Source organism: Streptomyces sp. NPDC001222 (assembly GCF_042896945.1).
GTDB lineage: Bacteria > Actinomycetota > Actinomycetes > Streptomycetales > Streptomycetaceae > Streptomyces > Streptomyces gibsoniae.
Map to the genome: position 1 here is coordinate 300,104 of NZ_JBIAXT010000003.1, position 24,720 is coordinate 324,823.

Annotated in this window: 21 protein-coding genes; 8 read left to right on the forward strand and 13 right to left on the reverse strand. The window is 70.5% G+C overall.

Annotated features, from left to right (window positions below; genetic code table 11):
- Window positions 1-81: 81 nt before the first annotated feature.
- Both ACFY2Z_RS07075 and ACFY2Z_RS07080 read right to left on the reverse strand, forming a co-directional pair.
- A complete protein-coding gene (locus ACFY2Z_RS07075; protein ID WP_390743137.1) occupies window positions 82-615 on the reverse strand; it encodes an alkyl hydroperoxide reductase in 534 nt (177 codons plus the stop codon).
- A gap of 3 nt (window positions 616-618) precedes the next feature.
- A complete protein-coding gene (locus ACFY2Z_RS07080) occupies window positions 619-1,173 on the reverse strand; it encodes a peroxiredoxin (RefSeq protein ID WP_390743138.1) in 555 nt (184 codons plus the stop codon).
- Between the two features lie 158 nt (window positions 1,174-1,331).
- Here ACFY2Z_RS07080 and ACFY2Z_RS07085 point away from each other — a divergent pair, with 158 nt between their 5' ends.
- From ACFY2Z_RS07085 to ACFY2Z_RS07100, 4 genes are all read left to right on the forward strand, one after another.
- On the forward strand, window positions 1,332-2,288 hold the full coding sequence (locus ACFY2Z_RS07085; protein ID WP_390743139.1) for a LysR substrate-binding domain-containing protein: 957 nt from the start codon (window positions 1,332-1,334) through the stop codon (window positions 2,286-2,288).
- Window positions 2,289-2,510: 222 nt separating this feature from the next.
- Window positions 2,511-3,401: a MarR family transcriptional regulator gene (locus ACFY2Z_RS07090; protein WP_390743140.1), complete on the forward strand. Its 891-nt coding sequence runs from the start codon at window positions 2,511-2,513 to the stop codon at window positions 3,399-3,401.
- 93 nt (window positions 3,402-3,494) lie between these two features.
- Window positions 3,495-3,881 (forward strand): roadblock/LC7 domain-containing protein, encoded by a 387-nt coding sequence (locus tag ACFY2Z_RS07095; RefSeq protein WP_365163285.1) that lies wholly within the window; start codon window positions 3,495-3,497, stop codon window positions 3,879-3,881.
- A 4-nt stretch (window positions 3,882-3,885) separates the two neighbouring features.
- A complete protein-coding gene (locus tag ACFY2Z_RS07100; protein WP_390743141.1) occupies window positions 3,886-4,314 on the forward strand; it encodes a hypothetical protein in 429 nt (142 codons plus the stop codon).
- 53 nt (window positions 4,315-4,367) lie between these two features.
- Here ACFY2Z_RS07100 and ACFY2Z_RS07105 read toward each other — a convergent pair whose 3' ends face one another.
- From ACFY2Z_RS07105 to ACFY2Z_RS07125, 5 genes are all read right to left on the reverse strand, one after another.
- Window positions 4,368-6,695 carry an FtsX-like permease family protein gene (locus tag ACFY2Z_RS07105; protein ID WP_390743142.1) on the reverse strand — a complete coding sequence of 776 codons (2,328 nt, stop codon included), beginning with the start codon at window positions 6,693-6,695 and terminating at the stop codon, window positions 4,368-4,370.
- The gene (locus tag ACFY2Z_RS07110) at window positions 6,692-7,381 is read right to left on the reverse strand and encodes an ABC transporter ATP-binding protein (RefSeq protein ID WP_390743143.1); all 690 of its coding nucleotides are present in this window, start codon (window positions 7,379-7,381) and stop codon (window positions 6,692-6,694) included. The genes ACFY2Z_RS07105 and ACFY2Z_RS07110 overlap by 4 nt, the downstream gene beginning before the upstream one ends.
- On the reverse strand, window positions 7,378-7,902 hold the full coding sequence (locus ACFY2Z_RS07115; RefSeq protein ID WP_390743144.1) for a PadR family transcriptional regulator: 525 nt from the start codon (window positions 7,900-7,902) through the stop codon (window positions 7,378-7,380). Before ACFY2Z_RS07115 ends, ACFY2Z_RS07110 begins: the two co-directional genes overlap by 4 nt.
- Window positions 7,903-8,106: 204 nt before the next feature.
- Complete coding sequence (locus ACFY2Z_RS07120; RefSeq protein WP_390743145.1) at window positions 8,107-8,343, reverse strand: hypothetical protein; 237 nt, start codon at window positions 8,341-8,343, stop codon at window positions 8,107-8,109.
- Window positions 8,340-9,275, reverse strand: coding sequence for an SPFH domain-containing protein (locus ACFY2Z_RS07125; protein WP_390743146.1), 936 nt, complete (start codon window positions 9,273-9,275; stop codon window positions 8,340-8,342). Before ACFY2Z_RS07125 ends, ACFY2Z_RS07120 begins: the two co-directional genes overlap by 4 nt.
- 263 nt (window positions 9,276-9,538) lie before the next feature.
- Here ACFY2Z_RS07125 and ACFY2Z_RS07130 point away from each other — a divergent pair, with 263 nt between their 5' ends.
- The gene (locus tag ACFY2Z_RS07130) at window positions 9,539-11,926 is read left to right on the forward strand and encodes a transglycosylase domain-containing protein (RefSeq protein ID WP_390743147.1); all 2,388 of its coding nucleotides are present in this window, start codon (window positions 9,539-9,541) and stop codon (window positions 11,924-11,926) included.
- A gap of 55 nt (window positions 11,927-11,981) precedes the next feature.
- Here the strand turns inward: ACFY2Z_RS07130 and ACFY2Z_RS07135 are convergent, their stop codons facing one another.
- The 5 genes from ACFY2Z_RS07135 to ACFY2Z_RS07155 all read right to left on the reverse strand — a co-directional run bounded on the left by ACFY2Z_RS07135 (window position 11,982) and on the right by ACFY2Z_RS07155 (window position 18,751).
- Window positions 11,982-13,445, reverse strand: a complete 1,464-nt coding sequence (locus ACFY2Z_RS07135; protein ID WP_390743148.1) for a catalase — start codon at window positions 13,443-13,445, stop codon at window positions 11,982-11,984.
- A gap of 147 nt (window positions 13,446-13,592) precedes the next feature.
- Window positions 13,593-15,716: a SpoIIE family protein phosphatase gene (locus ACFY2Z_RS07140; RefSeq protein WP_390743149.1), complete on the reverse strand. Its 2,124-nt coding sequence runs from the start codon at window positions 15,714-15,716 to the stop codon at window positions 13,593-13,595.
- Window positions 15,717-15,990: 274 nt separating this feature from the next.
- Entirely contained in the window at window positions 15,991-16,683 is a 693-nt protein-coding gene (locus ACFY2Z_RS07145; RefSeq protein ID WP_390743150.1) for a DUF402 domain-containing protein, read from the reverse strand.
- 84 nt (window positions 16,684-16,767) lie between these two features.
- Window positions 16,768-18,180, reverse strand: coding sequence for a class II fumarate hydratase (locus ACFY2Z_RS07150; protein WP_390743151.1), 1,413 nt, complete (start codon window positions 18,178-18,180; stop codon window positions 16,768-16,770).
- A 121-nt stretch (window positions 18,181-18,301) separates the two neighbouring features.
- Entirely contained in the window at window positions 18,302-18,751 is a 450-nt protein-coding gene (locus ACFY2Z_RS07155) for a DUF6294 family protein (RefSeq protein WP_390743152.1), read from the reverse strand.
- A gap of 129 nt (window positions 18,752-18,880) precedes the next feature.
- Here ACFY2Z_RS07155 and ACFY2Z_RS07160 point away from each other — a divergent pair, with 129 nt between their 5' ends.
- Window positions 18,881-21,505, forward strand: coding sequence for a LuxR C-terminal-related transcriptional regulator (locus ACFY2Z_RS07160; protein ID WP_390743153.1), 2,625 nt, complete (start codon window positions 18,881-18,883; stop codon window positions 21,503-21,505).
- A 108-nt stretch (window positions 21,506-21,613) separates the two neighbouring features.
- On the opposite strand, the gene ACFY2Z_RS07165 is transcribed toward ACFY2Z_RS07160, so the two are convergent.
- Entirely contained in the window at window positions 21,614-23,281 is a 1,668-nt protein-coding gene (locus ACFY2Z_RS07165; RefSeq protein WP_390743154.1) for a fumarate hydratase, read from the reverse strand.
- A 191-nt stretch (window positions 23,282-23,472) separates the two neighbouring features.
- Here ACFY2Z_RS07165 and ACFY2Z_RS07170 point away from each other — a divergent pair, with 191 nt between their 5' ends.
- On the forward strand, window positions 23,473-24,159 hold the full coding sequence (locus ACFY2Z_RS07170; RefSeq protein WP_390743155.1) for a DUF1707 domain-containing protein: 687 nt from the start codon (window positions 23,473-23,475) through the stop codon (window positions 24,157-24,159).
- Between the two features lie 163 nt (window positions 24,160-24,322).
- Complete coding sequence (locus ACFY2Z_RS07175) at window positions 24,323-24,694, forward strand: WhiB family transcriptional regulator (protein ID WP_365163261.1); 372 nt, start codon at window positions 24,323-24,325, stop codon at window positions 24,692-24,694.
- The last annotated feature ends 26 nt before the right edge of the window (window positions 24,695-24,720 follow it).

Consider the following 24,720-nt stretch of genomic DNA (forward strand, 5'->3'; position numbering starts at 1 on the left):
CACGCCCCAGCCGCCCTCGCGCATACGAAGAGGCCCGCCCCCAGCGGCAGCTGGGAGCGGGCCTCTTCGGTGATACGGCCGTCACTCGGCCAGGACAGCCTCCGCGTCCAGGGTGACGCCGACGGCCTGGATGACCGCAGCGATCTTGAAGGCCTCCTGGATGACCTCACGCTCCATGCCCGCCTTGCGCAGGACCTGCTCGTGGGAGTCCAGGCACATGCCGCAGCCGTTGATCGCGGACACGGCGAACGACCACAGCTCGAAGTCGACCTTGTCGACCCCGGGGTTGCCGATGACGTTCATCCGCAGACCGGCGCGCAGGGTGCCGTACTCATGGTCCGAGAGCAGGTGGCGGGTGCGGTAGAAGACGTTGTTCATCGCCATGACGGCGGCCGCGGACTTGGCCGCGGTGTACGCCTCGGGCGTGAGGTTCGCCTTCGCCTCGGGCTCCAGCTCGCGCAGCACGATCGGCGAGCGCGAGGCGATCGCCGTGGCCAGCACCGTGCCCCACAGCTGCTGGGCCGGCAGGTCGGAGTTGCCGATGACCGAGCCCAGGTTGAGCTTCAGGTCCTTGGCGTAGTCCGGGACGGCGGACTTGAGGGAGTCGAGGGACATGGGTCACTCACCGGCCAGCAGCTTGACCGGGTCGAGGGTCTCGTCGCCCTGGCTCCAGTTGCAGGGGCACAGCTCGTCGGTCTGCAGGGCGTCCAGGACCCGCAGGACCTCCTTCGGGTTACGGCCGACGGAGCCCGCGGTCACCATGGTGAACTGGATCTCGTTGTTCTGGTCCACGATGAAGACGGCACGCTGGGCGAAGCCGTCCGCGCCCTCGATGCCCAGGGCGCGCATCAGCTCGTGCTTCGAGTCGGCCATCATCGGGAAGGGCAGCTCGAGCAGGTCCGGGTGGTCCTTGCGCCAGGCGTGGTGCACGAACTCGGAGTCACCGGAGAAGCCGAGGATCTGGGCGTCACGGTCGGCGAACTCGTCGTTCAGCTTGCCGAAGGCGGCGATCTCGGTCGGGCACACGAAGGTGAAGTCCTTGGGCCAGGCGAAAACGATCTTCCACTTGCCCTCGTAGGTCTTGTGGTTGATCTGCTCGAACTCCTTGCCCTTCTCCAGCGAGACGCAGGCGGTCAGTTCGAACTCGGGGAACTTGTCACCGACAGTGAGCACACGCTCTCCTTGAAGCACAGAAACACCTCGGATGCAAGGCATTTCTCATGGGTTGGACTCTCACGATCCTGGCACAGGGTGCATTGATTCGGGAAATAGCTACACTCGGTCGCGTTGATCGGTGAGGATTATCAGTGACCATGAGTAAGGGGTATGCCATGGCTGGGGCCAGGTCCCACGGGCGCCGCCAGCCCAGTCTCGCCCAGCTGCGGGCCTTCGCCGCCGTCGCCGAGCATCTGCACTTCCGGGACGCCGCCGCCGCGATCGGCATGAGCCAGCCCGCGCTGTCGGGCGCCGTCTCCGCGCTGGAGGAGGTGCTCGGCGTCACCCTGCTGGAGCGCACCACCCGCAAGGTGCTCCTCTCGCCCGCCGGCGAGCGCCTCGCCGTACGGGCCAAGGCGGTGCTGGACGAGGTCGGTGCCCTCATGGAGGAGGCCGAGGCCGTCCGGGCGCCCTTCACCGGGGTGCTGCGGCTCGGGGTGATCCCGACCGTGGCGCCGTATCTGCTGCCGACCGTCCTCAACCTGGTCCACGACCGCTACCCGCACCTCGACCTTCAGGTCCACGAGGAGCAGACCGCCAGCCTGCTCGAAGGGCTCACCAGCGGCCGCCTCGACCTGCTGCTCCTCGCCGTGCCCCTGGGCATGCCCGGAGTCGCCGAACTCCCGCTGTTCGACGAGGACTTCGTACTCGTCACCCCGCTCGACCACTGGCTCGGCGGACGGGAGGGGATACCCCGCGAGGCGCTGCGCGAGCTGAATCTGCTGCTTCTGGACGAGGGCCACTGTCTGCGGGACCAGGCCCTGGACATCTGCCGGGAGGCCGGTCGTGCGGACGCGCCCGTGACCACGACCGCCGCCGGACTGTCCACCCTCGTCCAGCTCGTGGCCGGCGGCCTCGGGGTGACCCTGCTGCCGCACACCGCGCTGAAGGTGGAGACCACCCGCAACAGCCAGCTCCTCACGGGCTACTTCGCGGACCCGGCCCCGACCCGGCGCGTGGCCCTCGCGATGCGCGCGGGCGCCGCCCGGGGCGCCGAGTACGAGGAGCTGGCCGAGGCGCTGCGGGGCGCCCTGCGGCCGCTGCCGGTACGGGTGCTCGCGGCCGACGCCTGACGCGGGTGCCCGCGGCCGGCGCCTGACCGCACACCGGGCAACCCCGGTTGTGTACTCGGTCATTCGAATGTCCGATGCCGTACCGATGACGCTCCGGGAACGGCGAGAAATGCCAACTTCCGTCAGGTAGTGCGAATTTCGCTGGAATATGCGTACGGGCTTGATACACATACCCCCTCAGCGTGACGCGTCAGGCGTGTGTGCGACATTCCAAGGGGAGTTGTGGCGGGCATACGGGATTCCCTTGGGCGGGCCGGTTACGACCTGCTGTCGCATGCGGTGACGCAGTACGCGAGGGAAAAGGGCGACGGTGCGCTTCGGATCTCCGGGCAGCCCGGGGGAGTCGTCCATCTGCGCGGCGGTCTCGTCGTCGCCGTCGCGAGCCCCGGCGCCCCGGGCCCCGGAACGCTGCTGATGCGTTCCGGCCGGTCCGGCGCCGGGGCGGCCGAACTGCGGGTCGTCCGTGTGATGGCGATGCAGGACGCGGTGTTCGCGATCGTCGCCGGGGACGTGGACGGCTGCGAGCCCGTTCCGGACCCGGTGGAGCCGCCCGAGGCGCTCACCGTCGGCGAGGGCCCGATGCGGCTGCTGCACCAGGCCGCACGCAAGCTGGCCGCACTCGACGTACTGCCCCACCGGATGCGGCCGGGGCGGGAGCGCCCGCTGCCCGCCCTGGAGGTCGACGTCACCCAACTGAGCTCGGTGCGCCGCGAGTTGCTCCTGAACTGCGACGGCCGCCGGACGGCCCGGGACATCGCCTTCCGCACCGGCCGCGCGGTCTACACGGTCACCGTCGAGATGGCCCGCCTGCTGGACGAGGGATACCTCGAATGCGTCGAGTCGGCCGACCCCGGGCTCCGGATCGCGACCCGTGCGCCCGCGCAGGGGCTGCGCCCCCGTGCCCCGGATCCCGCAACCGTGCCGGCCCCGTCCGCGGACCCCGCACCCCCGTCACAGGACCCCGGCACCGCACCCCGCCGGCCCCCGGAACCTGCTCCCTCCCTGCCCCGGCGCACACCCGGCGCCAGCGGTATCACCGCGACGATCACGCCCGAAAAGCAGGGAGCGAGCTGGAAAGGGTTCTTCCGCCTGCGCAGCGGAAGCGCCAAATGACCACCCGGCACCTCACGAGACCCGGCACCTCACACACAGACGAAAGGCGAACCGATGCGATCACCCAAGGATCATTCGTAGGGAGTTGTGTACATGGATCACAAAGCGCTGGCACTCGAAATGCGCGGCCTGCGCGAACAGGTGTCCGGAATCACGGACACCGCGGTGGCGGCAGCGGACGGACTGCTCATAGCGGCCGACACGGCGAGCGGCATCGACCCCGAAGGGCTCGCCGCCCTCGCCGCGGCCGCCCTCGGCCTCGCCCGGCGCACGACCCAGGCGACCGCCCGCGGCGCCCTGCGCGGCACGGTCGCGTACGGCACCGAGGGCTGTGCCGCGTTCTACGCCGTCGGCGACACCGCGCTCATGGTCGTGCTCGGCGACGAGGGCGTGGACGTCGACGGACTGCACCGGGCGACCCGCCCGGCCCTGGACCGCATCGGTTCGATCCTTGCCGCGAAGGCACCCGAGGGAGTGTGAAGGGATGGCGACGAAGCGTATGACTCCCGGTTTCTCCGACCAGGTGATGGGCCTGGTCAAGTCCCTGCGTACGGACGCACCCGACTGTGTCGCCTCCGGCGTGGTCGACATGTCGACGGGAATGCTGCTGTCGTACGAGACGGTGGACAACCACCCGCCGGAGGTCCTCGACCTCCTCGCGGGCGCGACTCTCGACCTGTTCCAGGGCCGTACGGTCGTGATGATCGAGGACGTGTTCAAGGAACGCCGGGGGGTCTCCAGCGACAACCACTTCTTCCAGGAGATCCTCGTCAACAGCGAGAACCTCACCCATCTGTTCGTGCGGATGAACGAGCAGCAGGACGTCGTCGCCGTGGTCGTCTGCCGCAAGTCGGTGAACGTCGGCATGCTGTTCGCCCAGGTCCGCCGGGTGGTGAAGGAGTACGCCCTGTGACGCGCGCGGGCCCCTCCCCTGACGGGGGAGGGGCCCGCACGGGCGGCCGGCACTCACTCGGTGCGCAGTCCCTCCGGCCGCATCAGCCGCAGCAGCGGCGGCAGGCTGAGCACCGTCACCAGCAGCACCACGCCCGCGCCGATACCGGTCATCGTCAGCACGCTCGCCCAGTCGACGGTCACGGACGCGGCGACCATCTTCAGCAGGACCGCGCCCAGTGTCAGTCCGACCGCCGCCGCCAGCAGCAGGCCGAGCGCGATCGGGATCGCCGTCTGCCACAGCACCGACAGACTCAGCGTGCGGCGCCGGGTGCCGAAGGCGACCAGCGACGACAGCAGCTTCTTGCGCTCGCGCAACTGCTCCAGCTGGGAGACCAGCAGGCTGGCCCCGATCAGCGCCAGCACACAGGTGGCGCCGACGAACAGCCCGGTGCGGATGGAGGTGAAGCGCCCGGACTCCTGGCTGGCCGCCCAGGTCTGCGGGTTCGTGAGCGGAGCCACCTTGGCCGCCGTGTTGCGGACGTACTCCTGCGCGTCGGGCACCGAGTGGTCGAGCGAGACGTACACGTCCCCCCGGAAGGCCGGTGCCTCCTTCGCGGTCAGCGCGCCCTTGGCAATCAGGAAACCACCGTGCAGCACGCCGTCCGGGGCCTTGAGCGACTGTGTCTGCTTCAGCCCGTGGGGCACCGTCCAGGGGACCTCCGCGCGCTTCTCGTCGGCGTAGCCCGGGTCGATGTACAGGGTCAGGCCGGGCTTGGCCAGCTTCGGCGTGTCGGGGTCGTCCGCGCCGCGCGCCACGACGAACACATCGCCGTCCCGGCACGAGGGCAGTCGCGCCAACTCCCGCAGGGTTGTGCAGTCGCCCACGGTCATCTCGGCGGACCGCTGCGGGTCGGTGCGCCGGTCCCCGGCGTACGACTCCTCGATGGCCGTGACGTGGCGTACTCCCTTGGTGGTCCGCAGCTGCTCGGCGACGGCGTCGACCGGACCCGCCTTCGGCAGGCTGACCTGCATCTGCGCCCGTGTCACGTCGTACTGCGTCGCCTTGGTGTAGTCGCTCTGCACACCGGCGAACAGCATCTGCAGCGCGATGGCCCCGGCGACCGCCACCGCGATCCCGTTGACCATGCGGGCGGCGGTGCCGCTGCTCAACTGCAGCCTGCGCACAGCCAGTTGCCAGGCCACTCCGCCCGAGGTGAGCCGGGCCACGACCGCCTCCACCACCCACGGCAGCAGCGCCGTGACCCCGACGAGCAGCAGCAGCACACCGCCGACGACCAGGTACTCGTTGAAGGCCCCGTGGTCATGGCCCTTGCCAACCATCGGGTAGAGCAGTGCGAGCCCGCCGAGCGGCAGCAGCAGCCGCCACCACAGCCGGCGCCGTGCCGGCTTCGCCGCGCGCACCACGCCGAGCGGCTCGATGACCACACCGCGCAGCGCGAACAGGGTGACCAGCACCGCGGCCGCCGGTACGGCGACCGCCACCAGCAGGGCCAGCGCCGGGGAGGGGTTCAGATAGCTGGGGAAGACGCTGATGTCGAAGACCTCGACGGACCCCGCGGCCTGCCTGCCGAGCAGGAAGAAGACGGTGCCGAAGACCAGCCCGAGCAGTGCTCCCGCGAGGGCCTCACCGGCGGCGATCCGCCGGGTCATGCCGCTGTCGGAGCCGACGAGACGCAGCGCCGCGAGCCGCCGGTCGCGCCGCTCGCCGCCGAACCGCACGGCCGCCGCGATGAAGACGCCGACGGGCATGAGCAGCGCCACGAAGACGACGAGCATCAGCATGAGCAGGACGGGGTCCGACTTCTCGGGGGTGAGCTCGGGATCCCCGAACCGGTTGATCCGGGCCACGTCCGGAGGCGCGATCTGCGCCGCGAGCCCCTTGGCGCCCGCGTAGTAGGCGAGTTCGTGTGAGCCGACGAGTCCCTGCTCCGCGATGGTGCCGACGATCCGGTACGGCAGCCGGTCCCGCAGGATCCGGCCCTCGTCGGAGGCGAGCAGCGTCTTCAGCGCGGGGGAGACCACCATCTCGCCCGGCTGCGGAAAGCTCTCCAGTCCGGGCGGCAGCGGTGCCCGGGCACCCTCGGGGTCCATCACCCGGCCGCGGATGTCATGGGAGCGGAACGTGGTGTCGATGTCCGCGATGACCAGGGTGTCGTCGGCCTTGGATATGGGACGGCCGTAGGTGTGGTCGGCGCGCCCGAGCTCCCGGTCGTGTCGTGTCGCGAGCGCGGCGGGCAGTGCGGTGGTGAGCAGCAGCAGCGACACACCGAGGCCGACGCCGACCGCGGTGAGCAGCAGCCGGACCCATCCCTCGCGCCCACCGGTGAACGCGAACCTGGCGCCCATGACCAGGTCCCTGGTCGCCTGGCGCATCCTCATACGATGCGCTCCATGTCCCGGGACTTGCCGTCGCGTACGACGATCTCGCGGTCGGAGTACGCGGCGACCCGCGCCTCGTGCGTGACCAGCACGACGGCCGCATTGGTGGACCGGGCCGCCTCGGTGAGCAGTTCCATCACGCGCTCGCCGTTGAGCGAGTCGAGCGCGCCCGTGGGCTCGTCGGCGAACAGCACACGCGGGTTGGTGACCAGGGCGCGGGCGACGGCGACGCGCTGGCCCTGGCCGCCGGAGATCTCACCGGGCCGCTTCTTCGCGAGGTCGTCGACCTCCAGTCGCGCCATCCAGGACAGGGCGGTCCGCTCGGCCTCCTTGCGGGAGGTGCCGTTCAGCCGCAGCGGAAGGGCCACGTTCTCCACGCAGGTCAGCTCGGGCACCAGCTGTCCGAACTGGAAGACGAACCCGAACTCCGAGCGCCGGAGCAGGCTCCGCTGAGCGTCGTTCATGCCGGACATCTCACGGCCGTTGTAGGTGATCGAGCCCGAGTCGGGCGGCACGATCCCGGCGAGGCAGTGGAGCAGGGTCGACTTGCCGGACCCGGACGGGCCCATCACGGCGACGACCTCGCCCGGGTGGATGGAGAACTCGGCGCCGTCGAGCGCGACGGTCGGTCCGTACGCCTTGCGCAGGTCCTCGGCGGCGAGCAGGGAACCGGGAGGGGGAGTCACCTGGTCACCGCCTCGGCGAGTTTGTCGAGGCGCGCGGCGGTCAGTTCGAGCCACCGCAGGTCGGCCTCGAGGTGGAACAGCGCGTGGTCGCAGATCAGCTGGTCGGCGAGGTCGCCCTTGCGCTTGCGGTCGGTCAGGATCCGCATCATGCGCAGGTGCTCGGCGCGCTGGGTGTCGAGGATGTCGGCCGCGTCGCGGTGGGTGAGCAGGGCGAGGACGACCTTGGTGTACAGGGTCGACTGGAGATACGGCTCGGGCTTCTCCGGGGTCGCGAGCCACCGCTGTACGTCGGTGATCCCGGCCTCGGTGATCGCGTACCGCTTGCGCTCGGGCCCGCCGCCGGCCTCGATCCCGTCGACTTCGACGAGCCCGTTCTTCAGCAGCCGGGACATCGTCGAGTAGACCTGGCCGTAGTGCAGCGGCCGGTCGTGACCGAACTTGTCGTCGAAGGCCCGCTTGAGGTCGTAACCATGACGGGGCCCGGACTCCAGGAGTCCTAGGAGGGTGTGACCGATGGACATGGCAAGCACTGTACACATCGCGTATACACCTGACGTATACATAGCGCGTATAGATCTTGGTCCGGAACCCATCAGTGCAGGTGGAAGCCATTTGTCACGGTTCAGCTACACGGCCGGGGCCCCGGGCTCACCGGGTGCTGTCCGCACCCCGGGGCCGCAGGCGCCCGTAACCCGTGTGACCCGTGCTTGCCCCCGGACGCCGGTCTACTCCTCCGGCTCCCCCGAGGCAGGGGGCCGGCCCCTGCGGGGGATCGGGCGGGCCGTGCCAGGGAGGCGGCCTGCTTCTGACAGGGCGCGGCGCAGGAGGAACTCGATCTGGGCGTTGGCGGAGCGCAGTTCGTCCGAGGCCCAGCGGGCGAGTGCCTCGTACACCGACGGGTCCAGCCGCAGCAGCACCTGCTTGCGCTGCTGCGGGGAGCGACCTCCTGAGGAGTCCGTCACTGGTAGAGGGACCCCGTGTTGAGCACGGGCTGCGGTGCCCGGTCCCCGCACAGCACCACCATCAGGTTCGACACCATCGCCGCCTTCCGTTCCTCGTCCAGCTCCACGATGTCCCGCTCCGCGATCCGGGCGAGCGCCGCCTCGACCATCCCGACCGCGCCGTCGACGATCTGCCGCCGGGCCGCGACCACCGCGCCCGCCTGCTGCCGCTGGAGCATCGCGGAGGCGATCTCCGGAGCGTACGCGAGATGCGTGAAGCGGGACTCGATGATCTGCACGCCGGCCGCCTCCACGCGTGCGTGCAACTCGGCGGCGAGCTTCTCGGTGATCTCCTCGGCGTTGCCGCGCAGCGAGAGCCCGCCCTCGTCGTGGGCGTCGTAGGGGTACTCGATGGCGATGTGCCGCACGGCAGTCTCGGTCTGCGTGGCGACGAACTCCAGGAAGTCGTCCACCTCGAAGGTGGCCTGCGCGGTGTCCTGGACCTTCCAGACCACCACCGCGGCCAGTTCGATCGGGTTGCCGTACGCGTCGTTGACCTTGAGGACGGCGGTCTCGTGGTTGCGGACCCGGGTGGAGATCTTGGTGCGGGAGGTGAAGGGGTTCACCCAGCGCAGTCCGTCCTGCCGGATGGTGCCGCGGTAGCGCCCGAAGAGCTGTACGACCCGGGCCTCGCCCGGCGCCACCGTGTTCAGGCCGCCCATCGCGATGAGCGCCGCGAGTCCGGTCAGCACCCCGAGGGCGATCAGCGCGGCCTTGGCGCCGGCCGCGGTGACCGTCGAGCCCCAGGCCACCAGGCCCGCCCCCAGTGCCAGCCCGGCCAGTCCGAGCAGCAGCGCGGTGGCGCCGCCGACGCTGTGCGCCGGGAACTCCCTGACTCGCGGGCTCGGCATCTCGGGTATGTCGGCGGTGGTGGATGCGTCTTGTGTCGACATGGGCGGTGTCCCCCGTTCCATCGTTTAGCTATGAGCTAGCTAAGTGATAACACATTACCCGTCTTGGCAACCTTTCGGTCCTGCCGCTCGTCGGTTCCGATGGGATGGACGTTGATTGGTTCCGATGCGACGGGTGCTGATTGTCACGTCCGTAAAAGAGGGGATCCCCGCCCCTTTGTCATACCGCGCGGTGTTAGCTTTCTGAGCTGACCTGAGCCACGTACCTGTGTGACAGCCGAGAAGGAAGCGGAGCGCAACGACTCATGGGACGAGCGGAAGAGAGACGAGCGCGGCAGCGCGGTGGCCGCCGCGCTGCGCCCAAGCGCTCGTCCGGGACGGCCGGGACCACCGGGGCCCCTGGGGCTCCCGGTACCACTGCCTCCCCGTCGGCCGGCGGCCGTGCCGCCGCCCGCGGCCGGGCGGCCAAGGCCGCCAAGAGCGGGAACGCCGGAGGCAGGAGCGGGAAGGGCGTCATACGCCGGCTCTTCACCTGGAAGAAGGTCGTCGGCTCCCTGATCGGCCTGGTCCTGCTGGTCATGGGCGGGTTCGTGCTGCTGTACATGATGACGCCCATCCCGGCCGGGAACGCCACGGCCAAGCTGCAGAGCAATGTCTACAAGTACAGCGACGGCACCATCCTCGCCCGCACCGGCGAGATCAACCGGGAGAACGTCGACCTCGCCCAGGTACCCAAGGCCGTCCAGCACACCTTCGTCGCCGCCGAGAACAAGACCTTCTACAACGACTCCGGTGTCGACCTGAGGGGCACGGCCCGCGGTCTGGTCAACACGCTCTCCGGCAAGGGCGCCCAGGGTGGTTCGACGATCACTCAGCAGTACGTCAAGAACTACTACCTGAACCAGAACCAGACCGTCACGCGCAAGCTGAAGGAACTGGTCATCTCGCTGAAGCTGGACCGCAAGAAGACCAAGGACTACATCCTCGCGGGCTACATCAACACCAGCTACTACGGCCGCGGCGCCTACGGCATCCAGGCCGCCGCGCAGGCGTACTACCGCAAGGACGCCAAGGACCTCACGGTCGAGGAGGGCGCGTATCTGGCGTCCCTGCTCCAGGCGCCGAACCAGTACGACTGGGCCATCGCCAGCGACACGGGCAAGAAGCTGGTGCAGGCCCGGTGGAACTACGTCCTGAACAACATGGTCCAGATGCACTGGCTGGACGCGGGTCAGCGCCGGTCCATGAAGTTCGAGGTGCCGAAGGCCCCCAAGGGCGCGCCCGGCATGCAGGGGCAGACCGGCTACCTGGTGGACGCGGCCAACGCGGAGCTGGAGAAGCAGCTGGTCGCCCAGGGCACTGCCGCCTCCCCCGGTGACGCGGAGGCGCTGGTGAGGGCCGGCGGCTGGACCATCACCGTGAACATCGACAGGAAGAAGCAGAAAGAGCTGGAGCAGGCGGTCAAGGAGCAGCTGACCAGCAAGCTCGACCCGAAGAAGCGTTCCGTCGACGGTGAGGTCCAGCCCGGGGCGGTGTCGGTCGACCCGAAGACGGGCCGGGTGCTCGCCATGTACGGCGGTCTGGACTACTTCAAGCACTTCCGCAACAACGCGCTCCGCCGCGACTACCAGCCCGCCTCCACCTTCAAGCCGCTGATCCTCGCGGCCGCCCTGGAGGAGCAGGCCAAGACGCAGGACGGCCGCGCGATCGACGCGAACACGATCTACGACGGCACGAGCGGCCGCCCCGTCAAGGGCAGCGCGATCGCCTTCTCCCCGCCGAACGAGGACGACCAGGACTACGGCGACATCACCGTCCAGACGGCGATGAACAAGTCCGTGAACTCGGTCTTCGCGCAGATGGGCGTCGACGTCGGCATGACGGACGTGCTGAAGGTCGCGGACTCGCTCGGGCTGGACACCAAGGGCCTGCCCGCCGTGCCCGCGCAGACCCTCGGCAGCATGGGCGCGAGCCCGCTGGAGATGGCCGGCGTCTACGCCACCCTCGACAACCACGGCCGGAAGGTCACCCCGGCGATCATCAAGTCGGCCGAGCACAAGGACCGTACGGTCGATCTGCCCAACCCGGTCGGCGACCAGGTCGTCAGCCGTACGGCCGCGGACACGGTCACCTCGGTGCTCACCGGCGTGGTCGACGACGGTACGGCCCGGGCGTCGGTCCGGGAGAACCCGGCGCGCAACGGTCAGCAGGTCGCGGGCAAGACCGGTACCTCCGACAACAACAAGTCGGCCTGGTTCACCGGCTACACACCGGACCTCGTCACCTCGGTCGGCCTGTTCGGCGAGGCGAAGAACGGGGCCCAGGTCGGTCTGAAGGGCGCCACGGGCCTCATCCCGGGCAGCGGCCGTATCAACGGTGGTGGCTACCCGGCGCAGATCTGGGCCGCGTACACCTTCCAGGCGATGGGCGAGGTCAGCAGGTTCGACCTGGACACCACCCAGGGCGCGGCGGTCCAGCCGAGTGTGACGCCGAGCCGCACCCGGTCGCCGAGCAGCTCCCCGTCGTCGTCGCCGACCACGCAGAAGCCGACGTCGGCGCCGCCGACGACCTCGGCTCCGGCGACTCCGAGCCGGCCCGCCACCCAGTCGCCGACGACGAGCCCGCCGAGCACCTCCGTCACCACGCCGCCGGTGACGCCGGAGGACCCGCTCAATCCGAACGGGCAGCAGTAGGCATGGCGAGGGCGCCCGGTGGCAGGTCCACCGGGCGCCCTTCTCATGGGGTACGTCAGGCGCCGTTGACGTTCTGGGCGATACGGTCGCCGATCTCCTTGTCGATGTTGCGCCAGTACTGCAGCGCCCGGTCGAGGACCGGCCGGGACACGCCCTGCAACAGGTGCCCGGTGACGTTGGAGACCAGCCGGTCGCGGGCCGCCTCGTCCAGGACCTGGCGGACCATGGTGTGGGCCTGGCCGTAGTCGTCGTCCTCGCGGTGCAGCCGGTACGCCTCGCGCACCATCTCGCCCGCCACGTGCCAGCCGGCGGGCTCGCCGAACTGCTGGACGTCAGCGGCCGGTCCGCCGTAGGAGTTGGGTGCGTACGGCCGCGCGGTGTGCGCGGGCTCGTAGCGCATCGGGCCGTCCTTGGCGTACGACCGCACGTCCACCCGCGGGCGGTTGGGCGGCAGCTGGGCGTAGTTCGGGCCGATGCGGTAGCGGTGTGTGTCCGGGTACGAGAAGAGCCGGCCGAGCAGCATCTTGTCCGGGGACGGGCCGATGCCCGGCACCATGTTGGACGGCTCGAACGCGGCCTGCTCGATGTGGATGAAGTAGTCCTCCGGGTTCTTGTTCAGGGTCATCCGGCCGACCTCGATCAGCGGGTAGTCGCCGTGCGGCCACACCTTGGTCAGGTCGAACGGGTTGAACCGGTAGTCCGGCGCATCCTCGAACGGCATCACCTGCACATACATCGTCCAGGACGGGTGATCGCCGCGCTCGATGGCCTCGTACAGGTCACGGCGGTGCACATCGGCGTCCCGGCCGGCCAGATCGTCCGCCTGCTCCTGGGTGAGGAAGTCGACGCCCTGGTCGGTCTTGATGTGGTTCTTGATCCAGAACTTCTCGCCGCCGCCGTTGATCCACATGTAGGTGTGGGAGGAGTACCCGTTCATGTTGCGGTACGTCTTCGGGATGCCCCGGTCGCCCATGAGCCACGTCACCATGTGCGCGGACTCGGGGGACAGGGTCCAGAAGTCCCACTGCATGTCGTTGTTGCGCAGCCCGGTCACCGGGTGGCGCTTCTGGGAGCGGATGAAGTCCTGGAACTTCTGCGAGTCACGGACGAAGAAGATCGGCGTGTTGTTGCCGACCAGGTCGTAGTTGCCGTGCTGGGTGTAGAACTTCAGCGCGAACCCGCGGGGGTCGCGCCAGGTGTCCGGGGAACCGAGCTCGCCGGCCACGGTGGAGAAGCGCGCCAGCATCTCGGTGCGCCTGCCGGGCTGGAAGAGATCGGCCTTGGTGAACTGACTGACGTCATTGGTGACTTCGAAGATTCCGTATGCACCACTGCCCTTTGCATGGACCACCCGTTCGGGGACCCGTTCACGGTTGAACTGGGCCATCTTCTCGATCAGGTAGTGGTCCTGGAGCAGGACCGGGCCGTTCGAGCCGACGGTGAGCGAGTGCTCGTCGCTCTCCACCGGGATGCCTGCATTGGAGGTGGTGTAGGGAACCGACTGCGGTGCCTGGGTCACGAGCGTCCTCCCGTCGTGCTTAGCGGGTCGGTCGGGTCGCTTCGGTCACCTCAGCAGTCAACTCCGCCGACGGGATGTCGGCAACATTTGGACGGGGTCCAATTCCGGTTCTTTTCCGGGCGGCGGTCCGGCCCCCGCGGCCGGACTTCACCCCCGGTTCAGCTCGAACCAGACCACCTTCCCGGTGCTCAGCCGGGTCGCGCCCCAGCGCCGGGCCATCCGGTTCACCAGATAGAGCCCGCGTCCGCCCTCGTCCGTGGCCCGGGCCTGCCGCAGCCGCGGCAGCTGCGGTACGTCGTCACCGACCTCGCAGCGCAGCACATCGGTGCGCAGCAGCCGTAGCGTCACCGGTCGTGACGCATAGCGCACGGCGTTGGTCACGACCTCACTTACCAGCAGCTCCACCGAGTCGGTGAGCTCCTCCATGCCCCAGCGGGCGAGCGCCCGGCGGGCCAGGCGACGGGCCCGGCCCGGGGCCGCGTCCTCGGGCTCCAGGAACCAGTACGCGACATCACTCGGCGCGATCCCGTCGAAGCGGGCGGCGAGCAGCGCGATGTCGTCGTCCCGGTCGCCGGGGCCGAGCATGTCGAGCACCTCGTCGCACAGCGCCTCCAGCGGCGGCGGATGGTCCGCTCCGGTGAGCTGGGCGGTCGCGGCGAGCTTCTCCCGCAGCTGTTCTATACCGGTCCACACGTCCCGCAGCCGGGACTCGACCAGACCGTCGGTGTACAGCAGCAGGGTCGCGCCCGCAGGGGCGTCCAGCTCCACCGCCTCGAAGTCCACGCCGCCCACACCGATGGGGGCGCCCGCCGGAACCCGCAGCACCTCCGCGCGGCCGCCCAGGTGCAGCAGGACCGGCGGCGGGTGGCCCGCGTTGGCGATGGTGATCCGGTGCGCGACCGGGTCGTACACGGCGTACAGGCAGGTCGCCATGCGGTCGGTGCCGAGCCGCTGGGCCTGCTCGTCGAGGTGGTGCAGCACCTCCTGCGGCGGCAGGTCGAGCCCGGCGAGCGTCTGAGCCGTGGTGCGCAGCTGCCCCATGATCGCCGCAGACGTCATGGAGTGGCCCATGACATCGCCCACGACCAGGGCCACCCGGCTGCCGGGCAGCGGGATGGCGTCGTACCAGTCGCCGCCGACCCGCGCGGTCTCGGCGGCCGGCAGATAGCGGGACGCGAGCCGTACGCCCGTCGGGTTGGGCAGGGTCTCCGGCAGCATCGTGCGCTGCAGCTCGTCGGCGATATACGCCTCGCGGCCGTACAGCACCGCCTTGTCGATGCCGAGCGCGCTGTGCGTGGCGAGCTGCGCGGCCACCAGCAGGTCGTCCGCCTCGAACGCGAGCCGCTCGGGACGGCGCAGGAAGAGGGCGGCGCCGATGACCCGCCGCCGTCCGCGCAGCGGCGCGAGGATCGCGCGCTGGCCCGGCGGGATCGCGAGGTCGTCGCCGAGCAGCTCCGGCAGCGCCGCCCGGGCGGCGGGGGCGTCCGCGAACACCGGCCGCACCCCGCGCAGCACCTCGGCGAGCGCACCGCCGGGCCGCACCTCGCACAGCTCGTTGCTCACGTCCGCGAACCCGGCGTTCTCCGGCACCGGCACCGGCAGGATGCCGTCCTCCAGGTCCCGCTCCTGCGGGATCCGGTCGGTGCGCCGCAGCCGCAGCACCAGCGGCCCGGTGGGCCGCTCGTCGCCCACGGGCAGCGGGTCGCGCAGATAGACGAGGATCGCGTCCGAGAAGGTCGGCACGGTGGCCCGGCACAGACCCATCACGATCTCGTCCAGGTCTATGCCGCGGGCGATCCGCCGGGTCGCGGCGCCCACGAAACGCAGCCGGTCCCCGTCGCGCCGCATGGGCATGGGACCGTGCAGCGGCGTCTGGCCGGACCGCCGGTCCTTGCCTCCGGGCAGCGCAGCGGCCCGGTCCTGGCCGGCACCCGGCTGGACGGGGATGCCGCCCTCGGGCACGGGCCGCGGCCGGGGCGCGTCCGGCTCGTCGGCGGCCGGCTGGGAGTGCTCGGTGCCGTCCGCGGCGGGCAGCGGGGTGGGCGTGCCCCCCTGGTTGCCCGACGCTCCGTGCTGGGCGCAGGGCAGCGGCCCCGCGGGCACGCCGCCCGCCCGTGTCTGAGCGGGTAAGGCGGGGGCCGGCGGGGCGCTGGGTGCGGTGGGCAGCGGCTCCGGGGTACGCAGGAGCGCCCCGCGGGGGTCCGCGGGGCCCACGCCCGCCTGGGGGCGCTCATGGGAGGTCGGGTGCTCCGTCACGCGTGTCGAATCCATCCGTCCGGGGCTGCGCGCCGTGCGTGCAGTTCGTCCCGCCGAGAAGCCGATACCCGGAATACGTGCCCCAGGAACGGAATTCCCGCATGGTCACAGGCCGTCGCTGATCCACCCGACGGCCGAGCCGTCCCCGTGTGGTCCTCGTACCCCTCGCTCACGTCCTGCCGCCCCTCGGTGACGTTCGGTCAAACCCAGCGCTTCTTGCGGGAGTTCCAGTGCTGTGCCCTTGCGGAGGACGATCCTACGGTTGTACCGCGGGGGCGCAACAAGGGTCTCATGAGGCCGTGTACGCGGGCATGCGGTCCCAGTCGTCCGGCAGCGACGGCACCGACCAGGACGGATCCGGTCGCCAGTGCTGCCAGCCGTCCGAGAAGGGCGTCCCCCAGGCCTGGATCACCTCCACCGCGGAGCGCCCGGCCTCCCGCACCCGCTCGGCCAGTTGAGCGCCCATCAGGCCGTCCCGCTGGGCCTGCGCGAACTCGTCCTCGTCGCGCCAGCCCCAGCTGCGGTCGGGGTAGACGCAGAGGTCGAGGAAGTGGTCCTCGGAGTCGACGCCGCCGGCCCAGCGCGCGAGCGGCTCCTCCAGGTTCACGTACCAGTTCTTGAACCGCCAGCCCGGTTCCCAGAACAGCCACACCGACCAGGGCTCACCGGGCCGGGCCAGCTTGAGCACGCCCGTGCCGAACCAGCGGTCGAGCTGGACGGTCCGTGGCTTGGTGTAGCGGGTGTGCAGCGGCTCGGCGTGCAGCGCGGTGCCGTCGGCGAGGACCGGCTTGACGCACTGGGTGCCGGGGGCCATCCACACGGCGAGCAGTTCCTCGTCGTCCCTGACCACGGTGACGGGCCGCGCGATATGGAAGCGCGGGCCGGCGTTCTCGCGGTAGCGCCAGAGGATCTGGTCCCCCGCGGCCCAGTACGTGGTCGACCCGTCCGCTTCCACTCGTCTCACCGCTCCACCCTCTGCCATGCACAGATATTAGGTGCCCCAGGCATACGACGCCGCCGCGGCCGTCATGGTTCGCGTCACGGACGGGTGAGCCGGTGCGCGACGTCACGGGTGCGTCATCCGCAGGACATCCAGGGCCTCGTCGAGCTGTTCGAGGGTGAGGTCGCCGCGTTCCACATAGCCGGACTCCAGCACGACCTGGCGGATCGTCCTGCGCTCGGCGAGCGCCTTCTTGGCGACCTTCGCGGCCTCCTCGTACCCGATGTACTTGTTGAGCGGGGTGACCACGGAGGGCGACGACTCGGCGTACTCGCGGGCGCGTTCCCGGTGGGCGACGATGCCGTCGACGGTCCGGTCGGCCAGCAGTCGCGAGACGTTGGCGAGCAGCCGGACCGACTCCAGCACGTTCTTCGCGAGGACCGGCATCATGACGTTCAGCTCGAAGTTGCCGGAGGCGCCGGCGGTGGTGATGGTCGCGTCATTGCCGATGACCTGGGCGGCGACCATGAGGACGGCCTCCGGGATGACCGGGTTGACCTTGCCGGGCATGATCGAGGACCCCGGCTGCAGATCGGGCAGGCTGATCTCGGCCAGACCGGTCCGCGGCCCGGAGGCCATCCACCGCAGATCGTTGGCGATCTTGGTCAGCCCCACGGCGATGGTCCGCAGCTGCCCGCTGGTCTCGACGATCCCGTCCCGCGAGCCCTGCGCCTCGAAGTGGTTGCGGGCCTCGGTGAGCGGCAACCCGGTGGACCGGGCGACCTCGGCGATGACGGCGGCGGAGAAACCGGGCGGGGTGTTGATCCCGGTGCCCACCGCGGTGCCGCCCAGCGGCAGTTCGGCGAGGCGTGGCAGCGAGGCGTTCAGCCGCTCGACGCCGTAGCGGATCTGGGCGGCGTATCCGCCGAACTCCTGACCGAGCGTCACGGGGGTGGCGTCCATGAGATGGGTCCGCCCCGACTTCACGACGTCTGCGAACTCCTCGGCCTTGCGTTCGAGGGAGGCCGCGAGGTGGTCGAGGGCGGGGACGAGGTCGTGGGTGACGGCGGCGGTGGCCGCGATGTGCACGGAGGAGGGGAAGACGTCGTTGGAGGACTGGGACGCGTTCACATGGTCGTTGGGATGCACGTCCCGGCCGAGCCGCTCGCTCGCGAGGGTGGCGATGACCTCGTTGGTGTTCATGTTGGACGAGGTGCCCGACCCGGTCTGGAAGACGTCGACCGGGAACTGGTCGTCCCACCGGCCCTCGGCCACCTCGGCGGCCGCCTCCTGGATGGCGTCGGCGATGTCCTTGCCGAGCACGCCGAGCTCCGCGTTGACCTTGGCGGCGGCGCCCTTGATCCGGGCCAGCGCCTCGATGTGCGCACGCTCGATCCGCTGACCCGAGACGGGGAAGTTCTCGACCGCCCGCTGGGTCTGGGCGCGCCACTTGGCGTCGATGGGGACCTGAACCTCGCCCATCGAGTCGTGCTCGGTGCGGTACCGCCGGCTGCCGTCCGCGTCGGTCGTTGTGGTCATCGTCGTCATACCTCCTGGAACGGGAGCACAGGACGTGCGATTCCCGTACTCCCGTTCCAGGATCCGACGTGCTGCCGCCGTTGTCGCGGCAACCTCGACGGCGATTTCCGGTGGGCTCCGGTCAGCAGCTGTTGACCAGGGACATGCGCCGGACGTCGTCGTACCAGCCGGGGTCGAAGGTGCCCTTCGCCGTCCATACGTAGCGTTGGGTGTGGTCGGGCAGGTTCTTCACGAACTTGGTCGGGCTCAGAGCCGTGAGAACGGCGCCGTTCCTGTCCTTCAGACGTACGCGCATCAGCCAGGCGTCGTGGTTGCTGCTGCTGGTGACCGTGGCCCGGAAGTAGGCCGTACCGTTCGGGTACACGGTCCACCTCGCACCCGAGAACATGGTGCAGTCGCCACTGCGCAGGGTGCCCCAGGTGAAGGACCTCCAGGCCGGCGCATGGGCCGCGGCGTCGGCCGTTCCCACGGTGGGGACCAGGGCGCCGGCCGTCAGGGCGGCGGTGGCCACGGCGGTGGCCAGGAGCTTGCGAGGCCGACGGATCACGCCGGTGCTCCGGATGTTGCTCACTGAATGTTCCTTTCATCACCGTTGGTGGGGGTGCTGGACCAGCATCGGGGCGCCGGTACGGGCGGTCACGAGTAGTTGGCTACTCGAATTGGGTTTCGGGATGGATGTCCTGGTTTGTAGGATCCGTGTGTGGGGGAACTGGCGCGGGAATGGCCGTTGACCGGCCGTACGGAAGAACTGCAGTTCATCGACAGGGCGGCGCGCAGCGGTGGTGGCACACGCGGAGTGCTGCTCTCAGGAGCCGCCGGGGTGGGCAAGACCCGGCTCGCCCGGGAGGCGGTCGCCGCGGGCGCCCGACGCGGGGCCGTCACCAGATGGGCGACCGGCACGGCCTCGGCGAGGGCACTGCCGCTGGGGGCCTTCGCAGCGTGGACCGAACCCGGCGGCGGGGACGCCTTCTGGACGCTGAACCGGACCCTGGACGCGCTGCTCCACGGCGCGGGGCCGGCGGGAGCACTGGTCGCGGTGGACGACGCGCATCTGCTCGACGACCTCTCCGCGCTGCTGGTCCACCAGTTGGTGCTGCGGCAGGCGGCTGCGGTCGTGATCACGGTGCGGGCCGACCACCCGGCCCCGGACGCCGTCACGGCACTGTGGAAGGACGGACACCTGGAGCGGCTGGAGGTGCAGCCGCTGTCCGAACCGCAGACCGCCGCCGCGCTCGAAGCGGTGCTCGGCGGGCCCGTGGACAGCACCACCGCCGGGCGGCTGTGGAAGCTGACCCGGGGCAACGCCCTGATCCTGCGCCATGTGGTCGAGAGCGAGCTGAAGGCGTGCAACCTGCGCCGTGTGCGGGGGACCTGGCGGTGGTCCGGGACGCCGTCCGTCTCACCGGTGCTCGCCGACCTGGTCGCGACGCGCATGGGCGAACTCTCCGGCCATCTGAGGGATGTGGTGGATCTGCTCGCGCTCGGGGAGCCCTTCGACATCGCGCTTCTCGCCCAACTGGCGGACGCGGCGGCGATCGAGGAGGCCGAGGCGCGGGGACTGGTGACGGTGGAACAGGCGGGAGACACCCTGTGGGCCGGACTCGCCCACCCCCTCTACGGCGAGGCGCGCCGCGCGGCCCTCGGCACGCTGCGCGCGCGCCGGCTGCGCGGCCGGATGGCGACGGCGCTGGCCGGCCGGCCCGCGCACCACGGCGACAACACGCTGCGCCGAGCCGTGCTCGCCGTGGACTCGGACCTGCCACCGGATCCGGTGCTCTTCACGGAGGCGGCCGCGCATGCCGCGCTTCTCATGGACATGCCGCTGGTCGAACGGCTGGCCAGGGGAGCGGTCGCCGCCGGCGCCGGGTTCGAGGCACAGCTGCTGGTCACGACCGCCCTCGCGGCCACCACCCGGCACCATGACGTCGAGGACGAGCTGGCGGTCCTCACCGCCATGGCCGTCACGGACGCCGAACTCGTACGGGCGACCCTGGTCAGAGTGCCGGCTCTGGCCTATGTGACGAGCGGCCCCGCCGAGGCGGAAGCCGTGCTGGAGGAAGCGGAGTCACGCGTCGAGCGCGACGACTTCAGGCTCCAGTTGACCGCGCTGCGCGCCTACCTCGAAGCGACCCAGGGGCGCCTGGCTCGCGCCGTCGAGTGCGCCACCACGGCACTGGCCGCGCCGGAACTGCCGGACGAGCCGGTCATCCTGGCTTCGGTCGGGCTGGTTGCCGCCCTGGCGGTGACCGGCCGCGCCGACGACATGGCCCCGGCCGCCGCCCGGGGCCACGAGGCAGCGGTCCGGTCGAGCCAACTCGGGTTCCTGCGCGCCCCGTTGATCATGGCCCAGACGACGGGGCTGATCCTGGCGGGGTATCCGCGGGAGGCGGAGGACCTCGCGGCCGGGTTCCGGGAAGAGGTCAAGGAGCAGGAGTTCGGCAACGAACTCAGCGGTTTCATCATGGGCGACGCCGAACTCGCGCGGGGCCGGGTGGCCGCCGCCACGCGCCGTCTCCGGGAGGCGCTCGTGGGCCTCCGGGAACACGGCAACGCCGGCGGGTTCGTGTACTTCTGCCTGCTGTCGCTGACCCGCGCTCTGGCTCTCGCCGGTGATCTGCCGGGCGCCCGGAGCTCCCTGGCCGAGCTGGAGGCCGAGCGGAGCCCGTCGTTCGCCGTCCTCGATCCCGAACTCGCTCTCGCACGGGCGTGGGTGACCGCGGTCGAGGGGGCGCTCAGCGATGCGATCACCCTGGCCCACGAGGGAGCCGACGGCGCGGCCCGGCGCGGCCAGTACGCGCACGAGGTGCTCGCCCTGCAGACCGCCGTCTGCCTGGGGGACGCCTCCGTCGCCGGGCGGCTGGCCGAGCTGGCCGGCCGGGTCGACGGTCCGCGGGTGCGGGCCGCCGCCGCCCACGCGGCCGCGCTGAGCACCGGGGACGGCGAGGGGCTGCGCGCCGTCTCGGCCCGATGGGAGGAGACGGGCGACCTGCTCTCCGCAGCGGATGCCGCCGCGCAGTCCGCGAGCACGCATCTGCGCCGCGGGGAGCGAGCCCCGGCCCATGCCGCGGCCGCCCGGGCCCATCGGCTCGCCCAGGCGTGCCAGGGGGTCCGTACGCCCGCGCTGCTGGAGGCGGCCCGGCCCGTGCCACTGACCCGGCGGGAACGCGAGATAGCGGTCCTGGTGGCCCGTGGCCTGACCAACCAGCAGATCGCCGACCGGTTGGTCGTCTCGGTACGGACGGTGGAAGGCCACCTCTACCGGATCGGCAACAAGCTCGGCCTCACCAACAGGAGGGAGCTGGCCGCACTGCTCCTGGACGGCTGATCGCCGGTTCGTCCGTCGGCAGCACTCGCCCCGTCCGCCGTACGAGGGCGGGGTCGCCGGGTCGAGAAGAGTCCGGGGCGAAGCCGCGGCGGCTCCGCCCCGAACGGGTTACGCCAGCCCCGGACCGCGGACCGGGATCGTCGTGAACGTCGGCTGGGGAGCCGGGTTTTTGAAGAAGTCGTTGCCCTTGTCGTCCACCACGACGAACGCCGGGAAGTCCTCGACCTCGATCTTCCAGACGGCCTCCATGCCGAGCTCCTCGTACTCGACGACCTCGACCTTCTTGATGCAGTCCTGGGCGAGCCGGGCGGCCGGGCCGCCGATCGAGCCGAGGTAGAAGCCGCCGTGTGCCGCGCACGCGTCCGTGACCTGGTTGCTGCGGTTGCCCTTCGCGAGCATCACCTTGGAGCCGCCCGCGGCCTGGAACTGCTCGACGTAGGAGTCCATACGGCCGGCTGTCGTCGGGCCGAAGGAACCGGACGCGTAGCCCTCCGGGGTCTTGGCCGGGCCGGCGTAGTAGACCGGGTGGTCCTTGAGGTACTGCGGCATCTCCTCGCCGCGGTCCAGCCGCTCCTTGATCTTGGCGTGCGCGATGTCACGCGCCACCACCAGCGGGCCGGACAGCGACAGCCGCGTCTTCACCGGGTACTTGGTCAGCTCCGCGAGGATGTCGTCCATCGGCTGGTTCAGGTCGACGCGTACGACGTCGCCGTCCTGCTCCAGATGCTCGTCCGTGGTCTCCGGCAGGAACCGCGCCGGGTCCGTCTCCAGCTGCTCCAGGAAGACGCCCTCGGCGGTGATCTTCGCGACGGCCTGGCGGTCGGCCGAGCAGGAGACCGCGATGGCCACCGGGCAGGACGCGCCGTGACGCGGCAGACGCACCACACGCACGTCGTGGCAGAAGTACTTGCCGCCGAACTGCGCGCCGATCCCGATCTTCTGCGTCAGCTCGAAGACCTTCTCCTCCAGCTCCTTGTCCCGGAAACCGTGGCCCAGTTCGGAGCCCTCGGTCGGCAGCTCGTCCAGGTAGTGCGCGGAGGCGTACTTCGCGGTCTTGAGCGCGTACTCGGCGCTCGTACCGCCCACGACGATCGCCAGGTGGTACGGCGGGCAGGCGGCCGTGCCCAGCGAACGGATCTTCTCCTCCAGGAACTTCATCATGGAGGCCTCGTTCAGGACGGCCTTCGTCTCCTGGTAGAGGAAGGACTTGTTGGCGCTGCCGCCGCCCTTCGCCATGAACAGGAACTTGTAGGCACCGCCGTCCGTCGCGTACAGCTCGATCTGGGCGGGGAGGTTGGAGCCGGTGTTCTTCTCCTCCCACATCGTCAGCGGGGCCATCTGCGAGTAGCGCAGGTTCAGCCGGGTGTAGGCGTCGTAGATGCCGCGGGAGAGGGCCTTCTCGTCCTCGCCCTCGGTGAGGACGTGCTGCCCGCGCTTGCCCATCACGATCGCCGTGCCGGTGTCCTGGCACATGGGGAGCACGCCGGCCGCCGCGATGTTCGCGTTCTTCAGCAGGTCCAGCGCCACGAACTTGTCGTTCGCCGAGGCCTCCGGGTCGTCGATGATGCGGCGCAGCTGGGCCAGGTGCGCGGGGCGCAGATAGTGCTGGATGTCGTGGATGGCCTCTTCGGCGAGCTTGCGCAGCGCCTCCGGCTCGACCTTGAGGAACGTCCGCCCGTCGGCCTTGAAGGTGGAGACACCCTCGGAGGTCACCAGCCGGTAGGGGGTGGTGTCCTCTCCCTGGGGGAGCAGATCGGTGTACGCGAACTCAGGCATCTCAGCCCATTCCTCACTCGACAGATGGTGCCCGCCTCCGTTGGCGGGCGCTCACCAGCGTAGAACCTGCCGTGGGCGGCGAACTTGTGAGGTAGGGCTCAGTTCGGGCGGGCGGTCCGGTGCGTAACGGTTTTCCCCAGGCCGGCGACCGGGGGTAGTCGCGATCTATCGCGTTTGGGTACGCTGCTGCCGTGGACCTTCAGAAGCAGACCGGACCCCGCGTCGCCGAGCTGCGCGCCTCGGACGCCGATCGTGACCGCATCGCCGACATGCTGCGTGACGCCCTCGCCGAGGGCCGCCTGACCGCGGAGGAGCACGCCGAGCGCGTCGAGGGGGTGCTGAACACCAAGACGGTCGGCGAGCTGGAGGTCTTCGTCCAGGACCTGCCCGCCGCGCACCAGGGGCGCCCGGGCCCCGCGCACCCCTATGCGCCGAACCGGCCGGAGGAGGGCACCCTCCCGCCCCGGGCCGACGAGAACGTGGTGGCGGTGTTCAGCTCGGCCACCCGCAAGGGCCGCTGGCGCGCCGGCCGCCGGGTGCACGCGTACTCGGTCTTCGGCAGTGTGGAGATCGACCTCAGCGAGGCGATCTTCGAGTACCAGCAGGTCGTGATCAAGGCCGTCTCGATCTTCGGCGACGTCCAGATCCGCGTCCCGGAGAACGTGTCGCTGCGGGGCACCGGTGGCGGGGTCCTCGGCAACTTCGAGGTGCGGACGCTGGATTCGGAGGACCCACAGGCCCCCGTCGTCCACGTCGACGGCTGGGCGGTCCTGGGCAATGTGGAGGCGCGGCCCAAGCGGGGCAAGCTGGTCGCGGACATCCTCGACCGGGTCTCGGACCGGGTGGACCGGGCTCTGCGTAAACACATGGACCGTTGACGGTTGTGAATTCCGTCCCGTCGGCGCGGAGCCGGCCCCGTACCGGCGGCCTCAACCGCCTCTGGAGCGCCAGCGGTTCGGAACTCAGTGCATAGGCACGCGCACAGCGGGTAGGCCTTGCTGCATCGTCTCTCGCTCGCGAAGCCGTCGTCAGGAGTAGGCCGTGCTGCAACCGCCGCATTCGTCCTTGCAGGTCGCTGACGTTCCGCACCAGCGGGTGCCAGTGCGCGACAGGGATCAGGACGCCCCGTGGCACACGGAGGCGGTGTGCCGGCGGGACGAGGCCGGCTTGTTCTTCGCCCCCTCCAAGGAGCCCACCGCGGCCCGGTTGTCCCGCGAGGAGGCGGCCAAGCGCGTCTGCGCGCGCTGTCCGGTGATGGTGGAGTGCCGGGAGCACGCCCTGTTGCAGCCCGAGCCGTACGGGGTGTGGGGCGGTCTCACCGCCGCGGAGCGCCGTGTGGTGCTGGCCCGGCGGCGCCGCCGTGAGATGGAGCTGAAGAAGGCCGCGCGGGGGACGATAGCGGCCGCCGGCTGAGCCGGAGTCCGAACCCGGGAGACCGA

Bases quoted from the DNA above. Each gene is read 5' to 3' on its own strand.
- ACFY2Z_RS07100 (WP_390743141.1), top strand. From the start codon at position 3,886: ATGGCGACGAAGCGTATGACTCCCGGTTTCTCCGACCAGGTGATGGGC.
- ACFY2Z_RS07145 (WP_390743150.1), bottom strand. From the start codon at position 16,683: ATGGCAGAGGGTGGAGCGGTGAGACGAGTGGAAGCGGACGGGTCGACC.
- ACFY2Z_RS07095 (WP_365163285.1), top strand. From the start codon at position 3,495: ATGGATCACAAAGCGCTGGCACTCGAAATGCGCGGCCTGCGCGAACAG.
- ACFY2Z_RS07150 (WP_390743151.1), bottom strand. From the start codon at position 18,180: ATGACCACAACGACCGACGCGGACGGCAGCCGGCGGTACCGCACCGAG.
- ACFY2Z_RS07130 (WP_390743147.1), top strand. From the start codon at position 9,539: ATGGGACGAGCGGAAGAGAGACGAGCGCGGCAGCGCGGTGGCCGCCGC.
- ACFY2Z_RS07125 (WP_390743146.1), bottom strand. From the start codon at position 9,275: ATGTCGACACAAGACGCATCCACCACCGCCGACATACCCGAGATGCCG.
- ACFY2Z_RS07140 (WP_390743149.1), bottom strand. From the start codon at position 15,716: ATGGATTCGACACGCGTGACGGAGCACCCGACCTCCCATGAGCGCCCC.
- ACFY2Z_RS07085 (WP_390743139.1), top strand. From the start codon at position 1,332: ATGGCTGGGGCCAGGTCCCACGGGCGCCGCCAGCCCAGTCTCGCCCAG.
- ACFY2Z_RS07075 (WP_390743137.1), bottom strand. From the start codon at position 615: ATGTCCCTCGACTCCCTCAAGTCCGCCGTCCCGGACTACGCCAAGGAC.
- ACFY2Z_RS07115 (WP_390743144.1), bottom strand. From the start codon at position 7,902: ATGTCCATCGGTCACACCCTCCTAGGACTCCTGGAGTCCGGGCCCCGT.
- ACFY2Z_RS07105 (WP_390743142.1), bottom strand. From the start codon at position 6,695: ATGAGGATGCGCCAGGCGACCAGGGACCTGGTCATGGGCGCCAGGTTC.
- ACFY2Z_RS07165 (WP_390743154.1), bottom strand. From the start codon at position 23,281: ATGCCTGAGTTCGCGTACACCGATCTGCTCCCCCAGGGAGAGGACACC.